At 57.7% G+C, this 18,800-nt stretch carries 15 protein-coding genes and 1 tRNA gene; 15 read left to right on the forward strand and 1 reads right to left on the reverse strand.

The window, feature by feature from the left end:
• The first annotated feature begins 5 nt into the window (after window positions 1-5).
• The 5 genes from dnaJ (at window position 6) to greA (ending at window position 6,973) form a co-directional block, all read left to right on the forward strand.
• The gene (gene dnaJ / locus R1T46_RS07390; protein WP_317307867.1) at window positions 6-1,136 is read left to right on the forward strand and encodes a molecular chaperone DnaJ; all 1,131 of its coding nucleotides are present in this window, start codon (window positions 6-8) and stop codon (window positions 1,134-1,136) included.
• Between the two features lie 11 nt (window positions 1,137-1,147).
• Window positions 1,148-1,948: a 4-hydroxy-tetrahydrodipicolinate reductase gene (gene dapB, locus R1T46_RS07395; protein WP_036212186.1), complete on the forward strand. Its 801-nt coding sequence runs from the start codon at window positions 1,148-1,150 to the stop codon at window positions 1,946-1,948.
• Between the two features lie 201 nt (window positions 1,949-2,149).
• Window positions 2,150-3,274, forward strand: a complete 1,125-nt coding sequence (gene carA / locus R1T46_RS07400; RefSeq protein WP_036212189.1) for a glutamine-hydrolyzing carbamoyl-phosphate synthase small subunit — start codon at window positions 2,150-2,152, stop codon at window positions 3,272-3,274.
• Window positions 3,274-6,489 carry a carbamoyl-phosphate synthase large subunit gene (gene carB / locus R1T46_RS07405; RefSeq protein ID WP_317307868.1) on the forward strand — a complete coding sequence of 1,072 codons (3,216 nt, stop codon included), beginning with the start codon at window positions 3,274-3,276 and terminating at the stop codon, window positions 6,487-6,489. The genes carA and carB overlap by 1 nt, the downstream gene beginning before the upstream one ends.
• 4 nt (window positions 6,490-6,493) lie before the next feature.
• Window positions 6,494-6,973 (forward strand): transcription elongation factor GreA, encoded by a 480-nt coding sequence (greA, locus tag R1T46_RS07410; protein WP_075194314.1) that lies wholly within the window; start codon window positions 6,494-6,496, stop codon window positions 6,971-6,973.
• Window positions 6,974-7,063: 90 nt separating this feature from the next.
• On the opposite strand, the gene yhbY is transcribed toward greA, so the two are convergent.
• Window positions 7,064-7,375, reverse strand: coding sequence for a ribosome assembly RNA-binding protein YhbY (yhbY, locus tag R1T46_RS07415; protein ID WP_007153111.1), 312 nt, complete (start codon window positions 7,373-7,375; stop codon window positions 7,064-7,066).
• A gap of 164 nt (window positions 7,376-7,539) precedes the next feature.
• Between yhbY and rlmE the strand changes: the two genes are divergently transcribed.
• The 10 genes from rlmE (at window position 7,540) to infB (ending at window position 18,787) form a co-directional block, all read left to right on the forward strand.
• Window positions 7,540-8,160: a 23S rRNA (uridine(2552)-2'-O)-methyltransferase RlmE gene (gene rlmE / locus R1T46_RS07420; RefSeq protein ID WP_317307869.1), complete on the forward strand. Its 621-nt coding sequence runs from the start codon at window positions 7,540-7,542 to the stop codon at window positions 8,158-8,160.
• Window positions 8,161-8,313: 153 nt separating this feature from the next.
• Window positions 8,314-10,257 carry an ATP-dependent zinc metalloprotease FtsH gene (ftsH, locus tag R1T46_RS07425; protein WP_218618561.1) on the forward strand — a complete coding sequence of 648 codons (1,944 nt, stop codon included), beginning with the start codon at window positions 8,314-8,316 and terminating at the stop codon, window positions 10,255-10,257.
• Between the two features lie 93 nt (window positions 10,258-10,350).
• Window positions 10,351-11,184, forward strand: coding sequence for a dihydropteroate synthase (gene folP / locus R1T46_RS07430; RefSeq protein ID WP_036212198.1), 834 nt, complete (start codon window positions 10,351-10,353; stop codon window positions 11,182-11,184).
• Window positions 11,181-12,524 (forward strand): phosphoglucosamine mutase, encoded by a 1,344-nt coding sequence (gene glmM, locus R1T46_RS07435; RefSeq protein ID WP_126811542.1) that lies wholly within the window; start codon window positions 11,181-11,183, stop codon window positions 12,522-12,524. The genes folP and glmM overlap by 4 nt, the downstream gene beginning before the upstream one ends.
• Before the next feature lie 75 nt (window positions 12,525-12,599).
• Window positions 12,600-13,358, forward strand: coding sequence for a triose-phosphate isomerase (gene tpiA / locus R1T46_RS07440; protein ID WP_151983159.1), 759 nt, complete (start codon window positions 12,600-12,602; stop codon window positions 13,356-13,358).
• Window positions 13,359-13,407: 49 nt separating this feature from the next.
• A complete protein-coding gene (gene secG, locus R1T46_RS07445; RefSeq protein WP_036212204.1) occupies window positions 13,408-13,788 on the forward strand; it encodes a preprotein translocase subunit SecG in 381 nt (126 codons plus the stop codon).
• Between the two features lie 7 nt (window positions 13,789-13,795).
• Window positions 13,796-13,880 (forward strand) — tRNA-Leu (locus R1T46_RS07450).
• A 330-nt stretch (window positions 13,881-14,210) separates the two neighbouring features.
• The gene (gene rimP, locus R1T46_RS07455; RefSeq protein ID WP_036212208.1) at window positions 14,211-14,672 is read left to right on the forward strand and encodes a ribosome maturation factor RimP; all 462 of its coding nucleotides are present in this window, start codon (window positions 14,211-14,213) and stop codon (window positions 14,670-14,672) included.
• A gap of 42 nt (window positions 14,673-14,714) precedes the next feature.
• A complete protein-coding gene (nusA, locus tag R1T46_RS07460; RefSeq protein ID WP_036212210.1) occupies window positions 14,715-16,208 on the forward strand; it encodes a transcription termination factor NusA in 1,494 nt (497 codons plus the stop codon).
• Window positions 16,209-16,225: 17 nt separating this feature from the next.
• Window positions 16,226-18,787: a translation initiation factor IF-2 gene (gene infB / locus R1T46_RS07465; protein WP_286811349.1), complete on the forward strand. Its 2,562-nt coding sequence runs from the start codon at window positions 16,226-16,228 to the stop codon at window positions 18,785-18,787.
• Window positions 18,788-18,800: the final 13 nt, after the last annotated feature.

Genomic DNA, 18,800 nt, shown 5'->3' on the forward strand with positions numbered 1-18,800 from the left:
AGAGCATGGCCAAGCGCGACTATTACGAGATTCTCGGGGTGTCCCGGGAAGCGGATGACAAAGAGATCAAGCGAGCCTACCGCAAGCTTGCGATGAAGTATCATCCTGACCGGAATCCGGATGATGAGGACGCCGATCATAAGTTCAAGGAAGCCAGCGAAGCTTATGAAATACTCTCTGATTCCTCCAAGCGCGCGGCCTATGATCAGTTTGGCCACGCCGGTGTCGATGGTTCTGCCGGCGGCGGATTCGGAGGCGGCGGTGGCGGTGCCAGCTTCTCCGACATCTTTGGCGATGTGTTTGGTGATATCTTTGGCGGCGGCCGCGGTGGCCGCAATACACGCGGGGCCGACCTGCGCTATACGCTGGAGTTGGACCTGGAAGAAGCGGTAAAAGGCAAAACCGTTCAGATCCGCATTCCCGGCCACACCGAGTGTGATGTCTGCGACGGCTCCGGGGCCGAGAAGGGTTCACGGCCGGAAGCCTGTGGTACCTGTAATGGCATGGGCCAGGTACGCATGCAGCAGGGCTTCTTCACTGTGCAGCAGGCGTGTCCTACCTGTCGCGGTTCCGGCAAGATCATCAAGAACCCGTGTAAGAAGTGTCACGGTGCCGGTCGCATCCAGGAAGAGAAAACACTGTCCGTCAAGGTGCCACCGGGCGTGGATACCGGCGATCGTATCCGGCTCTCCGGCGAGGGCGAGATGGGCGTTGAAGGTGGTCCTTCCGGTGATCTCTACGTGCAGGTCGCGGTTCGGGAGCATTCCATCTTTACCCGTGATGGCCGCAACCTCTACTGCGAAGTGCCTATCAGCATCGTCGATGCCAGTCTCGGCGGCGAACTTGAAGTGCCGACGCTCGACGGTCGCGTCAAGCTGAAGATTCCACCGGAAACCCAGACCGGCAAGCTGTTCCGTCTGCGTAACAAAGGCGTCAGCCCGGTTCGTGGTGGTCCGTCCGGTGATTTGCTGTGCCGCGTGGCTGTGGAAACTCCGGTTAATCTCACCAAGCGCCAGAAAGAGTTGTTGGAAGAGTTCCAGAAGACTCTGGATGGTGGCGACGGGAACCAGCACGGCCCGCGAAAAACCTCCTGGTTTGAAGGCGTGAAAAGCTTCTTCGACGAAATGAAATTCTGAGGGCAGACGTGATGAGGGTAGCAATCATCGGCGCCGCAGGGCGCATGGGCAAGGTGTTGATTGAAGCCGTTGACGGAACTGAGGGCCTGGAGCTCGGCGCAGCAGTCGTCGAACCGGGCAGCAGTCTTGTTGGCGCTGACGCCGGTGAAATGACCAGCATCGGCAAAACCGGCGTCAAGATGGCTGGCAGTCTGGCCGAAGTGAAGGACGACTTCGATGTACTTATCGATTTCACCTTCCCGGACCTGACCCTGGAAAACGCGGAATTCTGTAAAGCCAACGGCAAGATGATTGTGATCGGTACCACCGGCCTGACCGACGCCGAGAAAGAGCAGCTCGCCGTCGCCGCTGAAAAGGCTCCGGTGGTGTTCGCCCCCAACATGAGTGTGGGCGTCAACGTCACCCTCAACCTGTTGCGCACCGCCGCTGCAGCCCTGGGTGACGACTACGACGTGGAAATCATCGAAGCCCATCACCGCCACAAAAAAGACGCGCCTTCGGGCACGGCTTTGCGAATGGGCGAAGTTGTCGCCGATGCCCTCGGGCGTGACCTTAAAGAATGTGCCGTTTATGGCCGCGAGGGGTTCACCGGGGAGCGCACCCGCAAGGAGATCGGCTTCGAAACCATTCGGGCTGGCGACGTGGTTGGCGATCATACCGTTCTGTTCGCCACTGAAGGCGAGCGTATCGAAATTACCCACAAAGCCAGCAGCCGGATGACGTTTGCCAAAGGTGCGATGCGTGCGGCACTGTGGTTGGAAGGTAAGCCGGTCGGGTTGTACGACATGCAGGACGTGTTGGCGCTGAAGTAGCGACGAGCAAGATTTCGCGTGGACACAAACTGCCATATTTCGTACAATAAGGCGGTTTAACTGCACCAAGCGTAGCTTTGACAACGCTCAACAGAAAAAGCGGGACGGAGTTCAACTCCCTCTCGCTTTTTTGCGACCTGAATTTGCGCTTGCGTTCCTGTTCGTGACGAACCTGTACGCCACTCGATGAGGATACAAGCCTTGAGTACACCTGCCATCCTTGCACTCGCAGACGGAAGCCTGTTTTACGGCACCGCCATTGGCGCTGAAGGGGAAACCAGCGGAGAGGTGGTGTTCAACACCGCCATGACCGGTTATCAGGAAATCCTGACCGACCCGTCCTACTCCCGCCAGATTGTCACCCTCACATACCCCCATATCGGCAGTACCGGTGTGAACGAAGAAGACATCGAATCCGATCGTCTCCAGGCCGCCGGCCTGATAATCCGTGATCTGCCCCTGTTGGTGAGTAACTGGCGCAGTACCGGCTCGCTACAGGACTACCTGCGTGCCAACAACATCGTCGGCATTGCCGACATCGATACCCGTCGCCTGACCCGAATCCTGCGGAATAAAGGCTCCCAGAATGGTGCCGTGGTCGCCGGCGCAGACGCCACGGCCGAGCGTGCCCTGGAGTTGGCTAACGCTTTTCCAGGCCTGAAAGGCATGGATCTGGCGAAGGAAGTCACCTCGGAAAAAGCCTGGACCTGGAGCCAGAGTGAGTGGGATATCGAAAGTGGCTATGGCGAGCGCACCGAATCAAAGTTCAAGGTCGTCGCCTGGGACTATGGCGTGAAGCTCAACATCCTGCGCATGTTGGCCAGTCGCGGCTGCGACATCACCGTTGTGCCGGCCCAGACCCCCGCTTCCGATGTGCTGGCGATGAATCCAGATGGTATTTTTCTGTCCAACGGCCCCGGCGATCCAGAACCTTGTGACTACGCCATCAGCGCCATCCGCGATGTGCTGGAGACCGACATTCCCGTTTTCGGCATCTGCCTCGGCCACCAGTTGCTGGCCCTGGCCAGCGGGGCCAAATCCATCAAGATGGGGCATGGCCACCATGGCGCCAACCATCCGGTACAGAACATCGCCGACGGCACCGTGATGATTACCAGCCAGAACCACGGATTTTCAGTGGACGAAGCCAGCCTGCCGGGCAATCTGGAGGTGACCCACAAATCCCTGTTTGACGGGTCTCTGCAGGGAATCCGTCGTACCGACAAGCCAGCCTATAGTTTTCAGGGGCATCCGGAAGCGAGCCCCGGCCCACACGACGTAGCGCCGCTGTTTGATGAATTTATCCGCCTGATGGAGGCACGTTGATGCCAAAGCGTACCGACATTAAAAGCATTCTGATTCTGGGCGCGGGCCCCATCGTGATCGGGCAGGCGTGCGAGTTTGACTACTCCGGAGCCCAGGCCTGTAAGGCCCTGCGTGAGGAGGGGTATCGGGTTATCCTGGTGAACTCCAACCCGGCCACGATCATGACGGACCCGGTAATGGCCGATGCTACCTACATCGAGCCCATCACCTGGAAGACCGTTGCCAAGATCATCGAGAAAGAGCAGCCGGACGCATTGCTGCCCACCATGGGTGGTCAGACAGCCCTGAACTGTGCTCTGGACCTCGAAAAGCACGGCGTTCTGGCCGAGCATGGTGTGGAAATGATCGGCGCCAACGCCGACACCATCGACAAGGCCGAAGACCGTGATCGTTTTGACAAGGCCATGAAGAAGATCGGCCTGGAGTGCCCTCGCGCGACGATCGCCCATTCCATGGCGGAAGCCTGGGAAGTGGCCAACGACATCGGATTTCCCTGCATCATCCGCCCGTCCTTTACCATGGGTGGTTCCGGCGGCGGTATTGCCTACAACCGCGATGAATTCGAGGAAATCTGTACCCGTGGTCTGGACCTGTCGCCGACCAACGAGCTGTTGATCGACGAGTCCCTGATCGGCTGGAAAGAGTACGAGATGGAAGTTGTCCGCGACAAGAACGACAACTGCATCATCGTCTGCGCCATTGAGAACTTTGACGCCATGGGCGTGCACACCGGTGACTCCATCACCGTCGCGCCAGCCCAGACCCTCACCGACAAGGAATACCAGATCATGCGGAACGCCTCCCTGGCGGTACTGCGTGAGATCGGTGTGGAAACCGGCGGTTCCAACGTACAATTTGGCGTGAATCCGGACAATGGCCGTGTCGTCGTCATTGAAATGAATCCCCGGGTGTCGCGTTCTTCGGCGCTGGCGTCCAAGGCAACGGGGTTCCCGATTGCCAAGGTGGCGGCCAAGCTGGCAGTGGGTTACACCCTTGATGAGCTGCGCAACGAAATCACCGGTGGTGTTACTCCGGCCTCGTTCGAGCCCAGCATCGACTATGTGGTCACCAAGATCCCGCGCTTCACCTTCGAGAAATTCCCCCAGGCTGACGCCCGCCTGACCACCCAGATGAAATCCGTGGGTGAGGTGATGGCCATTGGCCGTACCTTCCAGGAATCCCTGCAGAAAGCCATGCGTGGCCTGGAAGTGGGCTCCGACGGTTTTGAAGAGAAGGTCGACCTGAGCACCACTGACGGCCAGGAAACCCTGACTCAGGAACTGAATGTGCCCGGGGCCGAGCGCCTATGGTACATCGGCGATGCCTTCCGAGCCGGGATGACCGTGGAGGAAGTGTTCAACAACACGCATGTAGACCCCTGGTATCTGGTGCAGATCGAAGACCTGATCAAAGAAGAGACTGCCCTCAAATCCGCCGGCAAGGCGGATATTGATCGCGATACCCTCTTCCGCCTCAAGCGCAAGGGTTTCTCCGATGCGCGCCTGGCCCAGCTGCTGAGCATTTCCGAAGTCAGCTTACGCAAGCTGCGCCATGACCTGGATATCCGCCCGGTCTACAAGCGAGTGGATACCTGCGCGGCAGAATTCGCCTCCTCAACCGCCTACATGTATTCGTCCTATGAGGAAGAGTGCGAGGCGGATGTCTCTGATCGCGAGAAAATCGTGGTCATTGGCGGTGGTCCCAATCGCATCGGTCAGGGTATTGAGTTTGATTATTGCTGTGTTCACGCCGCCCTCGCTATGCGCGACGACGGTTACGAAACCATCATGATCAACTGCAACCCGGAAACCGTTTCCACCGACTACGACACCTCGGACCGACTCTATTTCGAGCCGATTACACTGGAAGATGTGCTGGAAATCATTCACGTCGAAAAGCCCAAGGGTGTGATTGTCCAGTACGGTGGTCAAACCCCGCTGAAGCTGGCCCGTGGCCTGGAAGCGGCAGGTGTGCCGATTATCGGTACCAGCCCGGACGCCATCGACCGCGCCGAAGACCGGGAGCGTTTCCAGCAGATGATTGGCCGCCTTGGCCTGATTCAGCCGGAAAATGCCACCGTGCGCAGCCACGAAGAAGGCATCCTGGCGGCTCGCGAGATTGGTTACCCGCTGGTGGTGCGCCCCTCCTACGTGTTGGGTGGTCGCGCCATGGAAATCGTCTATGACGAGGAGGAGCTGGTTCGCTACATGCGCAATGCCGTGTTGGTCTCCAACGACAGCCCGGTGCTGCTGGATCACTTCCTCAACGCCGCCATCGAGGTGGACATTGACGCCATCAGCGACGGCAAGGACGTGGTCATCGGTGGCATCATGCAGCACATTGAGCAAGCGGGCGTGCACTCCGGTGATTCCGCCTGTTCCCTGCCGCCCTACACCCTGCCGAAAGACGTGCAGGATGAAATGCGCGAAGCGGTACGGAAGATGGCCATTGAGCTGGATGTTATCGGCCTGATGAACGTGCAGCTGGCCTGGCAGGGTGGCGAGATCTACGTGATCGAGGTGAACCCGCGGGCGTCCCGTACCGTGCCGTTTGTGTCCAAGGCCATCGGTGTGTCACTGGCCAAGGTGGCGGCCCGTTGCATGGCTGGCAAGTCACTGGCAGAGCAGGGCTTCACTCAGGAAATTGTGCCGACTTACTATTCCGTCAAGGAATCGGTGTTCCCGTTCAACAAATTCCCGGCAGTGGATCCCATCCTGGGGCCGGAAATGAAGTCCACCGGTGAGGTGATGGGTATTGGTGACAGCTTTGACGAAGCCTTCGCCAAGGCGGCCCTGGCCTCCGGTGAGCGCCTGCCGGCCAAGGGTACGGCCTTCATGTCCGTACGGGACGTCGACAAGCCCGGTGCCGCGAAAGTGGCACAGGATCTGATTGACGCCGGTTTCAAGGTGATTGCCACCACTGGTACCGCCAAGGCTCTGAAGCAGGCCGGGCTCACCGTTGATCGGGTGAACAAGGTTCGTGAAGGGCGTCCGCACATCGTGGACGCTATTAAAAATGGTCAGGTACAGCTGATTATTAACACCACCGAAGGTCGCAAGGCGATTTCCGACTCGGCACAGATTCGCCAGTCGGCCCTGCAGACCAAGGTAACCTATACAACGACACTGGCGGGCGGCGAAGCCTTCTGCAGGGCCATCAAGTTCGGGCCCGAGCGCACTGTGCGCCGCCTCCAGGATCTACACGCAGGAAAGTAAGACTATGGCTGACAGAGTACCCATGACAAAGGCGGGCGAAATCCGCCTACGTGAGGAACTTCAGAAACTGAAGTCCGAAGATCGTCCCCGGGTGATCGCGGCTATTTCCGATGCCCGCGAACACGGCGACCTGAAAGAGAACGCGGAATACCACGCCGCTCGGGAGCAGCAGAGCTTTATCGAAGGGCGTATCCAGGAAATCGAGGGCAAGCTGTCCGCAGCCCAGGTAATCGACGTCAACAGCATCGAAAACACCGGCAAGGTGATCTTCGGCACCACCGTGCGAATGCTTAATGTCGATACCGACGAGCAGGTCAGCTACCAGATCGTTGGTGAGGATGAGGCAGATATCAAGGCCGGAAAGCTGTCCATTTCCTCGCCGATCGCGCGGGCGCTGGTGGGTAAAAGCGAGGGTGACGTGGTTGCCGTGCGTGTGCCTTCGGGAACCGTTGAGTATGAAATCGAGCAGGTAGAGCACATCTGACGTTCGTCGGGTGCTGATTCTGCAAACAAAAAGCCGGCTGCGAACAACAGCCGGCTTTTTACATTGTGCGGCCCTGGCGTGCTGACAGCGTCAGTGTTTCTGGCGCAGCAGGTTGGACAGCTTGGGGTTGGGCTTTTTCGCCCGGCGCAGGATCACGGCGATCTTGCCGATGGTCTGCACCAGCTCCGCGCCGGAGGCTTCGCACAGGGCGGCAACGGCTTCCTGGCGGGTTTCGCGGTCCTGGCTGGCAACCTTGATCTTGATCAGCTCGTGGTCGTTCAGGGCCCGCTCGAGTTCCTCCTGAAGCCCTTCGGTCAGGCCCTTGTCGCCGACAATGATAACGGGCTTCAGATTGTGGGCGATGCCCCGGTATTCCCGGCGCTGTTCCGGCGAAAGACTCATTATGTGATCTCTTTATGGGTGCGATTAATAAAACGTCAGCGGCGAAATGCTCGCCAATTCCGTATAATCGCGGGATTGTATCAGATCAATCGGCCGGTGAAATCGCCGTTACCACGTACCCATATGATTGGAGGTCCAATTGGAGCGCTTTATGGAGGTAGGTTTTGGCTCGCTCGAAAACCAGTGACCGCTGGCTGAAGGAACATTTTGATGATGTCTGGGTCAAAAAGTCTCGGGAAGACGGCTATCGTTCGCGGGCCAGTTACAAGCTGATTGAGCTCGATAACAAAGACCGCCTGTTCCGGCCCGGGCAGACAGTTGTGGATTTGGGTGCTGCGCCTGGCGGCTGGTCCCAGGTTGCGGTTGAGCGGGTTGGTGACGATGGCACGGTGGTCGCCAGCGATATTCTCGAGATGAGCCCGATTGCAGGTGTGGCGTTTGTTCAGGGCGATTTTACCGAGCAGTCAGTGCTGGACGAATTGCTGGATTTACTGGGTGATCGCCGCGCTGACGTTGTAATTTCGGATATGGCACCCAATATGAGTGGTATGGCGGCAGTGGATATTCCTAACGCCATGGGTTTGGTGGAGCTGGCGCTGGATATGGCGCAGCAAGTCCTGAAGCCCGGTGGCGTGTTTGTCGCCAAGGTATTTCAGGGAGAGGGATTTGATGCCCTGCTGGCTGAAATGCGTAAAAGTTTTGGCACCGTTGTCAGCAGGAAGCCTGACTCCTCCCGCGCAAGATCGAGGGAGATTTATCAGGTGTGCAAGGGATTTAAGGGCTGACCCCGCCCCGGAACGGAATGACCGTGGGATTGACACCCCCGCAGTGGTCGATACGGATAGGCCGATTCTGGTGGACGGGCGTACAATTGGTGTAAGGTGTCAGAAAAGGCTTTCTCCTGACGGGGCGATCCTTCAATTCACAGGTGACGATCCTTGAACGATATGGCAAAAAATCTGGTTCTCTGGCTGATTATAGCCGCCGTACTGCTGATGGTGTTTCAGAATTTCACACCCACCACCAGCGGGCAACAGGTCAATTATTCGCAGTTTGTGGAAATGGTGCAGGACGGACAGGTCCGTCAGGTCACCATTGATGGTCTGCAGGTTCAGGGTACCCGTGGTGACGGCTCCCAGTTCCAGACTGTCCGCCCACAGGTGTCCGACAATAAGCTGATGGATGATCTGCTGGCCAACAACGTGGAAGTCATCGGCAAGGAACCGGAGCGTCAAAGCCTCTGGACCCAGCTGTTGGTGGCTGCCTTCCCAATTCTTATTATCATCGCGCTGTTCGTGTTCTTTATGCGGCAGATGCAAGGCGGTGGCGGTGGCAAAGGCCCCATGTCCTTTGGCAAGAGTAAAGCCCGCCTGATGAGTGAGGATCAGATCAAAACCACCTTTGGTGACGTTGCCGGTGTCGACGAGGCCAAGGAAGACGTCAAGGAGTTGGTGGATTTCCTGCGGGACCCCAGCAAGTTCCAGCGTCTTGGTGGCAGTATCCCCAAGGGTGTACTGATGGTGGGTCAGCCGGGTACCGGTAAGACCCTGCTCGCCAAGGCGATTGCCGGTGAGGCCAAGGTGCCATTCTTCTCAATCTCCGGTTCGGACTTCGTGGAAATGTTCGTGGGCGTGGGTGCCTCCCGTGTCCGTGATATGTTCGAGCAGGCCAAGAAACAGAGCCCCTGTATCATCTTCATCGACGAGATCGATGCCGTTGGCCGCCATCGTGGCGCTGGCATGGGCGGCGGTCACGACGAGCGTGAGCAGACACTGAACCAGTTGCTGGTAGAGATGGACGGCTTCGAGGGTAACGAAGGCGTTATCGTGATTGCCGCCACCAACCGTCCGGACGTACTGGACCCGGCGTTGCTCCGCCCAGGTCGCTTTGACCGCCAGGTCGTTGTCGGGCTGCCGGACATCATCGGTCGTGAGCAGATCCTCAAGGTGCACATGAAGAAAGTGCCTCTGGCCGATGGAGTAGAGCCTGTGTTGATTGCCCGTGGCACGCCCGGCTTCTCGGGTGCTGACCTGGCGAACCTGGTGAACGAAGCTGCGTTGTTTGCGGCCCGTCGTAACCAGCGTCTGGTCTCCATGGAAGAGTTTGAGCTCGCGAAAGACAAGATCATGATGGGCGCCGAGCGCAAATCCATGGTCATGAGCGAGAAAGAGAAGCGTAATACGGCTTACCACGAGTCCGGTCATGCCATTGTCGGGCGTCTGATGCCTGAGCATGATCCGGTCTACAAAGTCAGTATTATTCCTCGCGGCCGCGCATTGGGTGTCACAATGTTCCTGCCGGAGGAAGACAAGTACAGCCACAGCAAGCGCTTCCTGATCAGTTCCATCTGCAGTCTGTTTGGTGGCCGTATTGCCGAAGAACTGACCCTTGGTTTCGATGGAGTCACCACCGGTGCTTCCAACGATATCGAGCGGGCAACCAGCCTGGCGCGTAATATGGTCACGCGTTGGGGGCTGTCTGAGAAGCTTGGCCCGCTGCAGTACGATACAGACAGCGAAGAGCCTTTCCTCGGTCGCTCTGCCGGTCAGGCGCAAACGGTCTATTCTCCGGAAACGGCGCAGCGTATCGATGAGGAAGTTCGCAACATCATCGACAGCTGTTATGAAAAGGCGAAGCAGTTGCTCGTCGATAACCGTGACAAGCTCGACCTGATGGCCGATGCCCTGATGAAGTACGAGACCATTGATCGTTACCAGATCGATGACATCATGGAAGGCCGTGATCCCCGCCCGCCGAAAGGCTGGGGTGATAGCGGCCCCTCCGGTGGTGTTCCGGCTGATGAGCCTGAGCAGGCGCCTGCTCCGAAGGGTTCCGACGATGGTCGCCAACCGGGTGTTGGTCGACCGGCCGGTGAGCACTGAGCCAGGCTGGATACTGGTCAGATATAGTTGAAGACTGAACGCCGCCCCTGACGGGGCGGCGTTTGTTTTTGCGGGTTGCAGAAAAGGTTACTTATGCAGATAAACTTTGCGGGCAGGATTCTGGATATGTCCGGCTGCCACGTCATGGGGATCCTGAATGTGACGCCGGACTCCTTTTCGGATGGAGGTCGGTACACTACCGCTGAGATTGCCCTGGCAAGGGCCCGTGAGATGGTGGCGGACGGTGCGGCTTTTATTGATGTGGGTGGTGAGTCCACACGGCCAGGCGCTACGCCGGTGTCTGTCGAGGAAGAGCTTGAGCGAGTGTGTCCGGTGGTAGAGGCGATTGCCCGTGATTTGGACGTTGTCGTTTCGGTCGATACCAGTTCGCCCGAGGTTATGGCGGAGGTGGTGAAGCTCGGTGCCGGGATGATTAACGACGTCAGGGCGCTGCAACGGGATGGCGCGCCCGAGGTGGTGGCAAGCGCTGGAGTGCCGGTGTGTGTCATGCACATTCAGGGCGAACCGGATACCATGCAGGATGATCCTCGCTACCGGAATGTGCGGCGGGAGGTCAGTTCGTTTCTTACCGAGCGAATGCGGGTGATAGAGAAAGCCGGTGTGCGGCCAGATAACATCATCCTTGATCCTGGTTTCGGTTTTGGCAAGTCTCCGCAGCACAACCTTCAGTTACTGGCCTCGCTGGAACAGCTGCAGTTGCTAGGGCACCCGATTCTGGTGGGCATGTCCCGCAAGAGCATGCTGGGCCATATCACCGGTCGTGATGTCAGTGAACGCTTGCCCGCAAGCCTCGCTGCCGCGACAATATCCGCCATGAAGGGCGCATCCATCATTCGCGTCCACGATGTCAGGGAAACAGTCGATGCCGTTAAAGTGGTGACGGCAATGGAGGAAGCTGGACGATGAGCGACAGAAAATATTTCGGCACGGACGGTATCCGGGGCCGGGTGGGCGAATTTCCAATAACCCCCGAATTTATGCTGCGCCTGGGTTGGGCTGCGGGGCAGGCCTTCAAGCGGGATGGGCAGCGTAACAGTGTGCTGATTGGTAAAGACACCCGTCTTTCGGGCTATATGTTCGAATCCGCCCTTGAGGCAGGTTTGTCCGCGGCCGGAGTGGACGTGAAGTTGCTCGGGCCCATGCCCACCCCTGCGATCGCCTACTTGACCCGAACCTTTCGCGCCTCCGCGGGTATTGTCATCAGTGCGTCCCATAATCCGCACCACGACAACGGTATCAAGTTTTTCTCCCCCGCTGGGACCAAGCTGGATGATGCTCTGGAAACAGAGATCGAGAAGTGGCTGGATAAGCCCATTGAGGTCTGCGGCTCGAAAGAGTTAGGCAAGGCGTTCCGGGTTGATGACGCACCAGGCCGATACGTTGAGTTCTGTAAGAGTACGGTACCCAACGAGTTTTCACTCGAAGGACTTCATATTGTCCTGGATTGCGCGCACGGTGCTACCTACCACGTTGCCCCGAAAGTGTTCCGTGAGTTGGGAGCGAAGATTTCTGTGGTAGGGGGCGAGCCTGATGGTCTGAATATCAATCTTAATGTCGGTTCCACTCACATGGGATCATTGAGCAAGGCCGTTCTGGAGAAGCAGGCCGATCTCGGGATCGCCTTTGATGGCGACGGTGACCGGGTACTCATGGTGGATCGTGACGGCTCGGAAGTCGATGGCGACGAGTTGCTCTACGTGATCGCCGCGCAACGTCATGCCGCCGGAACCTTGAAAGGGGGCGTTGTGGGCACCCTGATGACCAATCTGGGCGTTGAGTTGGCGCTCAGGGAGCAGGGTATTGATTTCGAGCGTGCCAAAGTCGGCGACCGTTACGTCATGGAGCGGCTTATCGACCGGGGCTGGCTGCTCGGCGGTGAAGGTTCCGGCCATATGGTCATCCGGGATTGCACCAGCACTGGTGACGGTATTGTGTCTGCGCTCCAGGTATTGTTGGCCATTCGTCGCGCAGGTAGCTCCCTGGCAGACCTTCGCCAGGGTATGAGCAAGTTGCCTCAGAAGATGATCAATGTGCGGGTCGACCAGCGTTTTGATCCTCTCGGGCGTGACGATATTGTCAGGGCCGTGGAGTCGGCGGAGGCCAGGCTGGGTGGCGGTGGTCGCGTGCTGCTGAGGGCGTCGGGCACCGAGCCTCTGATCCGGGTAATGACGGAAGGGCAGGATGAGGCACAAATCGTGAAAATTGCCGAGGAACTGGCTGTTGTGGTTGAGAATTCCCGGGCATGATTTTGTGCTTAGGGGCAGTTGTCTGCTGTAAAAGACTGCTGTATAGTTCGCCCTCCCTTGAATCAGGGATTTTTTATGCGCCGTAAGATTGTCGCCGGCAACTGGAAAATGAACGGGTCGAAAGACTTGGTAAGCAATCTGGTTGGTCAAGTCCGGTCCGAATTAGCAGCGTTTGATAATGGTGTGGAGGCTGTTATTATTCCTCCCGCCCTGTATGTTGGCGATGTTGCTGAGCAGGCTGGCGATAAGCTGGCTGTTGGTGTTCAGAATGTAGCGTGCTGGGATTCAGGCGCCTACACCGGGGAAATCTCCGCGGCGATGGCAAAAGATTGCGGCTGTGGTTTTACCTTGGTCGGGCATTCGGAGCGCAGGCAGCTCTTCGGCGAAACCGATGAGCAGGTTGCCACCAAGGTCGGGCAGGCCCTGACGTCAGGGTTGGTCGCTGTTGTTTGCGTTGGCGAGACCCTCGAAGAACGTGATGCGGGCAAGGCTGAAAGTGTCGTGTCGCGACAGGTTCGCAAAGCCCTCGTCGACGTTGGCAGTGAGTCATGGCAGCAGGTTGTGATTGCCTATGAGCCAGTTTGGGCCATAGGAACGGGTAAAACCGCAACCGCTGATGATGCTCAGACCATGCATGCCGCTATCCGCGATGTGTTGAAGTCCCTTGGGGCTCCGGCGGATGAGATATCGCTGCTTTACGGCGGCAGTGTAAAAGCGGATAATGCCGCGGCGCTTTTTGCTCAGCCGGACATCGATGGCGGGTTGATTGGTGGCGCGTCATTGGATGCAAACGATTTTGTAAGTATTTGCCGGGCGGTGCCAGGCAAGTCTTGAGCGTTAAAGGTTCGCGAAAGCCATTAGCAAGAGTCATTAGAGAGTCATTATGGATTGGGTCGAAACACTGGTTGTCGTTCTGCACGTGCTCATTGCGGTGGCGCTGGTGACGCTGGTCCTGCTCCAGCAGGGTAAGGGTGCCAATGCCGGTGCTGCATTTGGTGGTGGCGCCTCCCAGACCGTGTTTGGCAGCGAGGGCAGCAGTAGCTTTCTGACCCGTGCCACAACTTTGCTGGCTATCGTATTTTTTGTAACGAGTTTTTCGCTGGCTGTATTTGCCAAGCAGCGTGCCGAAGTGGCAGGTGAGGCGGGTATTCCTGTAGTCCAGGAGTCACCGGCCGAATCGGATGCCGGGCAGGCTGAGGGTGAATCAGCGACAGAAGGCGAAGACGGGCGCGGGGATGAAAATAAACTCCCCGAGCTCGAGTAAAGGTGCTGCCCAGGTGGTGGAACTGGTAGACACGCTATCTTGAGGGGGTAGTGGCGAAAGCCGTGCCGGTTCGAGTCCGGCCCTGGGCACCATATAAGAAGAAAAACGGCTTGGATTTACCAGGCCGTTTTTTTTGGTCAGTCCTTGACCAGTAAGGCCGGCGTCTCTATACTCCGGCGGATATTGGAGCGGGCTCCGGGCACAGTTTGCCCTGCCGGTTCCAGGCAGGCCAGGTGTCTGTCAGCAGGGGGTGTTTAGATTGCTTTTCCCCTGTGAGTTCTTGCAACAAAGGGCCCCACTTTTTAGGGGCTTTTTGATTAAGGGGCCTGGCGCATCAGGCCCTGGTGCATAAAAAGGGCTGATCAACAGCCCTTTTTTTGTTTTTGGGGTCGGAAAAATCGAGTAACGGAGACGGGATAACCTTGTCAGCCAAGTTGAAGCAGCTGGAAGAATTGCTCAGGCCCATTGTGGAAGGCCTGGGTTACGAGTTTTGGGGCATTGAATTTCGCTCCCAGGGACACCATTCCCTGTTGAGAATTTTTATTGACGATGCTGAAAACGGCATCGGCATTGAAGACTGTGAGAAAGTCAGTCGCCAGGCCAGCGGCGTAATGGATGTGGAAGACCCCATTCAGACGGAGTATACCCTGGAGGTATCTTCTCCGGGCATGGACCGGCCGTTGTTCCGTCTGGAGCAATATGAGGCATTCGCAGGCCACCAGGTCCAGATCAAATTACGAATGGCATTTGAGGGGCGTCGCAAGTTTCAGGGCCTGATTAAAGGCATTGAAGGTGAAGACGTTGTCGTGGTTGTTGATGATCACGAATACCTGTTGCCATTCGATAGCATCGAGAAAGCCAACATCGTTCCGGTATTTGAGTAAGTCAGTGGACGCAAAGTTTATTTTTAAGGGCAGGGCAATCCAATGAGTAAAGAGATCTTGCTGGTGGTTGAATCCGTCTCGAACGAGAAAGGTGTCGAGAAGGACGTGATCTTCGAAGCAATCGAGCTGGCACTCGCCACCGCTGCCAAAAAACGCTACGACGACGAGGAAGCGGACATCCGCGTTTCCATCGATCGCCGCACCGGCGAATATGAAACGTTTCGTCGCTGGCTGGTGGTTGATAACGATGCGGTTCCTGCTTTGGGCACCGAGCTGACCATGCAGGAAGCGGAAGAAATCGACAAGAGTCTGCAGCCCGGCGATATCCACGAAGAGAAAGTGGAATCCGTTGCCTTCGGCCGTATTGGTGCCCAGGCAGCGAAACAGATCATATTCCAGAAAGTGCGGGAAGCCGAGCGCACCAAGATTGTCGACAGCTACCGGGATCGCGTGGGTGAGCTCGTCTCTGGCACCGTAAAGAAAGTGACACGTGACAACGTCATCGTGGATCTGGGTGCCAACGCCGAAGCCTTGCTGCCCCGTGAACACCTGATTCCCCGTGAAACGTTCCGTATGGGCGATCGTGTGCGCTCTCTGCTGCAGGAAATCCGTACCGATCATCGCGGCCCGCAGCTGATTCTGAGCCGTACCGATCCGCAGATGCTGATCGAACTGTTCCGCATTGAGGTGCCGGAAATCGCGGAGGAGCTGATTGAGATTCGTGGCGCAGCCCGGGATCCAGGCTCCCGCGCCAAGATTGCGGTCAAGACCAACGACCGCCGGATTGATCCGGTGGGTGCCTGCGTGGGCATGCGTGGTTCACGAGTACAGGCAGTTTCCAACGAGTTGGGTGGCGAGCGTGTGGATATCGTGCTGTGGGACGACAATCCCGCGCAACTGGTCATCAATGCCATGGCACCGGCGGAAGTGGCGTCCATCGTCATGGACGAGGACCGCCATACCATGGAAGTGGCAGTAGCTGAGGACAATCTGGCCCAGGCGATTGGCCGGAATGGTCAGAATGTTCGGTTGGCGACGGACCTTACCAGCTGGACGCTGAACGTCATGACAGAAGAGGAAGCAGGTGAGCGTCAGGAGCAGGAGTATAATTCTCTGCTCGAGCACTTCACCGGCAATCTGGATGTGGACGAAGAATTTGCAGGTGTCCTCATTGAGGAAGGGTTTACCTCCATTGAGGAGGTAGCGTACATCCCCATGGAAGAGATGCTTGCCATTGACGGTTTTGATGAAGAAACCGTGACCGAATTGCGTCGCCGTGCCAAGGATGCCCTGTTGAATCAGGCCCTGGCCAGTGAAGAGGCGCTAGAGGGCGCTGAGCCCGCAGAAGATCTTCTCGCAATGGACGGTATGGATCGTGGCCTGGCTTTCAAGCTGGCCGGTATGGGGATTCGTACCATGGAAGATCTTGCAGAGCAGTCGGTTGACGACTTGCTCGACATTGAAGGAATGGAAGAAGAGCGTGCCGGCCAGTTGATTATGGCAGCACGCGCCCCCTGGTTTGAAGACCAGGCTTAATCGGGAGGAGGACCAGTATGGCTGATGTAACGGTAAAACAACTGGCCGCAGATGTAGGCGCTCCCGTGGATCGTTTGCTGCGACAGATCGTGGAGGCTGGCCTGAAAGCCCGCTCCGAAGGGGATTCTGTTACCAGTGATGAGAAGCAGCAGTTGCTGACCTATCTGAAAAAGAATCACGGTGAGAGTGAGGCTGAGCCCAAGAAAATCACTCTTAAGCGCAAGACAACAACCACGCTGAAAGCGGGCCGTACCAAAACGGTCAATGTTGAGGTTCGCAAGCGCCGTACGTATATCAAGCGCGCCGAGCTCGAACCGGAAGCGGCGAAGCAGGAAGAAGCTGCCGAGCAGGCGGCTGCGGCCCCGGAAGAGGCCCCAGCGACAGTCGCGGCTGAGCAGACACAGCCTGCGGATGCGCCGAAGCCGGAAGCGCCGGTGTCAGATTCTCCGGCTGAAGAGCCGGCTGCTGACGAAAAACCGGCTGAAAAAGCTCAGCCGGAAGTGGCTGCTGAGCCGGAACCGTCACCGGTTCCCGCGCCGGAAGACATGCCGATTCCGCCGCCTGAAGAAGGCGAAGGCAAGGACCGAAAGCCGAAGAAGAAGAAGGAAAAGGCCCGCGAGCGCGGTGATGAGCCCGAGGAGGGCAAGCCCAAGAAGAAGTCCGCAGGGCATCGTGGGCCGCGCAGCCGTCCGGTGGAAGAGCCTCTGATTATCAATGAAGAGGAAGAAGACACCACGCTGCGCAAGCCGCTCCGTGCGAAAAAGAAACCCAAAGAAAAGCGTCATGCTTTCGAGAGGCCGACCAAGCCAATGGTACGAGAAGTCGATATTCCCGAGACGATCACAGTGGGTGATCTTGCCCAGCGGATGGCGGTCAAGTCAGCGGACGTCATCAAGAAACTGATGGGCATGGGGGTAATGGCGACAATCAACCAGGCTCTCGATCAGGAAACCGCTGTGCTGGTGACTGAGGAACTCGGTCACAAAGCCAACACAGTGAGTGAAGATGCGTTTGAGGAAGAGGTTCTGAGCGAATTCTCCTTTGAAGGCAAGGAAAAGACCAAGCGTGCGCCGGTTGTCAGTGTGATGGGTCACGTTGACCACGGTAAGACCTCGCTGCTGGATTACATTCGCCGCACCAAGGTGGCGTCCGGCGAGTCTGGGGGTATCACCCAGCACATCGGTGCGTACCACGTTGAAACCGACCATGGCATGGTGTCCTTCCTGGATACTCCGGGCCACGCCGCCTTCACGGCGATGCGTGCGCGGGGTGCCCAGTGCACCGATATCGTTATCCTGGTGGTGGCCGCCGATGACGGCGTTATGCCGCAAACCAAGGAAGCCGTGGATCACGCACGTTCCGCCGGCGTTCCCATCGTCGTTGCCATCAACAAGATGGACAAGGAAGAGGCCGACCCGGATCGTATCAAGACCGAATTGGCGGGTATGGAAGTTATTCCGGAAGACTGGGGCGGTGACGTTCAGTTTATCCCTGTATCCGCCCATACCGGTGACGGCATTGAAGATCTGCTTGAGGCACTGCTGCTGCAGGCTGAAATCCTTGAGCTCGAGGCCTCTCCGGATGCACCTGCGAAGGGTGTGGTGGTCGAATCCAGCCTTGAGCGTGGTCGCGGTTCCGTGGCTACCGTACTGGTGCAGAACGGCACGCTCCGTCAGGGCGAGATGGTGGTGGCTGGTTCCTTCTTCGGTAAGGTTCGCGCCATGACCGACGAGGCCGGCAAGCAGGTCAAAGAAGCCGGGCCTTCCATTCCGGTGGAAATCCTGGGCCTGAATGGCACGCCGAACGCTGGTGATGAGTTCTTTGCTGTGGCTGACGAGAAGAAGGCCAAGGAACTGGCGGAATTCCGTCAGTCCCGCGAGCGGGAGCAGCGTCTGCACAGGCAGCAGGCTGCGAAGCTTGAGAACCTGTTCGAGAATATGGGCAAGGACGAGGTCAAAACCCTCAACGTGGTGCTCAAGACCGACGTTCGTGGTTCCCTGGAAGCCATCACCAAGTCGCTGCAGGATCTTGGTAACGACGAAGTACAGGTCAAGATCGTGTCGTCGGGCGTTGGTGGTATCGCAGAGACGGACATCAGTCTGGCCATGGCGACCAACGCGGTTATCTTCGGCTTCAACGTGCGTGCGGACACCGCGTCCAAGCGTCTGGTGGAGCAGGAAGGTCTGGATCTACGCTACTACAGCATCATCTACAACCTGATTGATGATGTGAAAGCAGCTCTGACCGGCATGCTGGCGCCGGAATTCCGCGAGGATATCGTGGGCATTGCCGATGTGCGTGATGTGTTCCGTTCGCCGAAGTTTGGCCAGGTGGCTGGCTGTATGGTCACCGAGGGTAACGTTTACCGCAACAAGCCGATCCGTGTCCTGCGTGACAACGTGGTTATCTTTGAAGGCGAGCTGGAATCGCTGCGCCGCTTCAAGGACGACGTGCCGGAAGTCCGCAACGGTATGGAATGTGGTATCGGCGTTAAGGGCTACGACGTGAAAGTCGGCGACCAGATCGAGGTATTCGATCGCGTTCGGGTTGAGCGTAAGCTTGAGTCCACCGGCGCGTGATGCGCCTGAGATT

This window comes from Marinobacter salarius, from assembly GCF_032922745.1.
In the GTDB taxonomy this organism is placed as follows: domain Bacteria; phylum Pseudomonadota; class Gammaproteobacteria; order Pseudomonadales; family Oleiphilaceae; genus Marinobacter.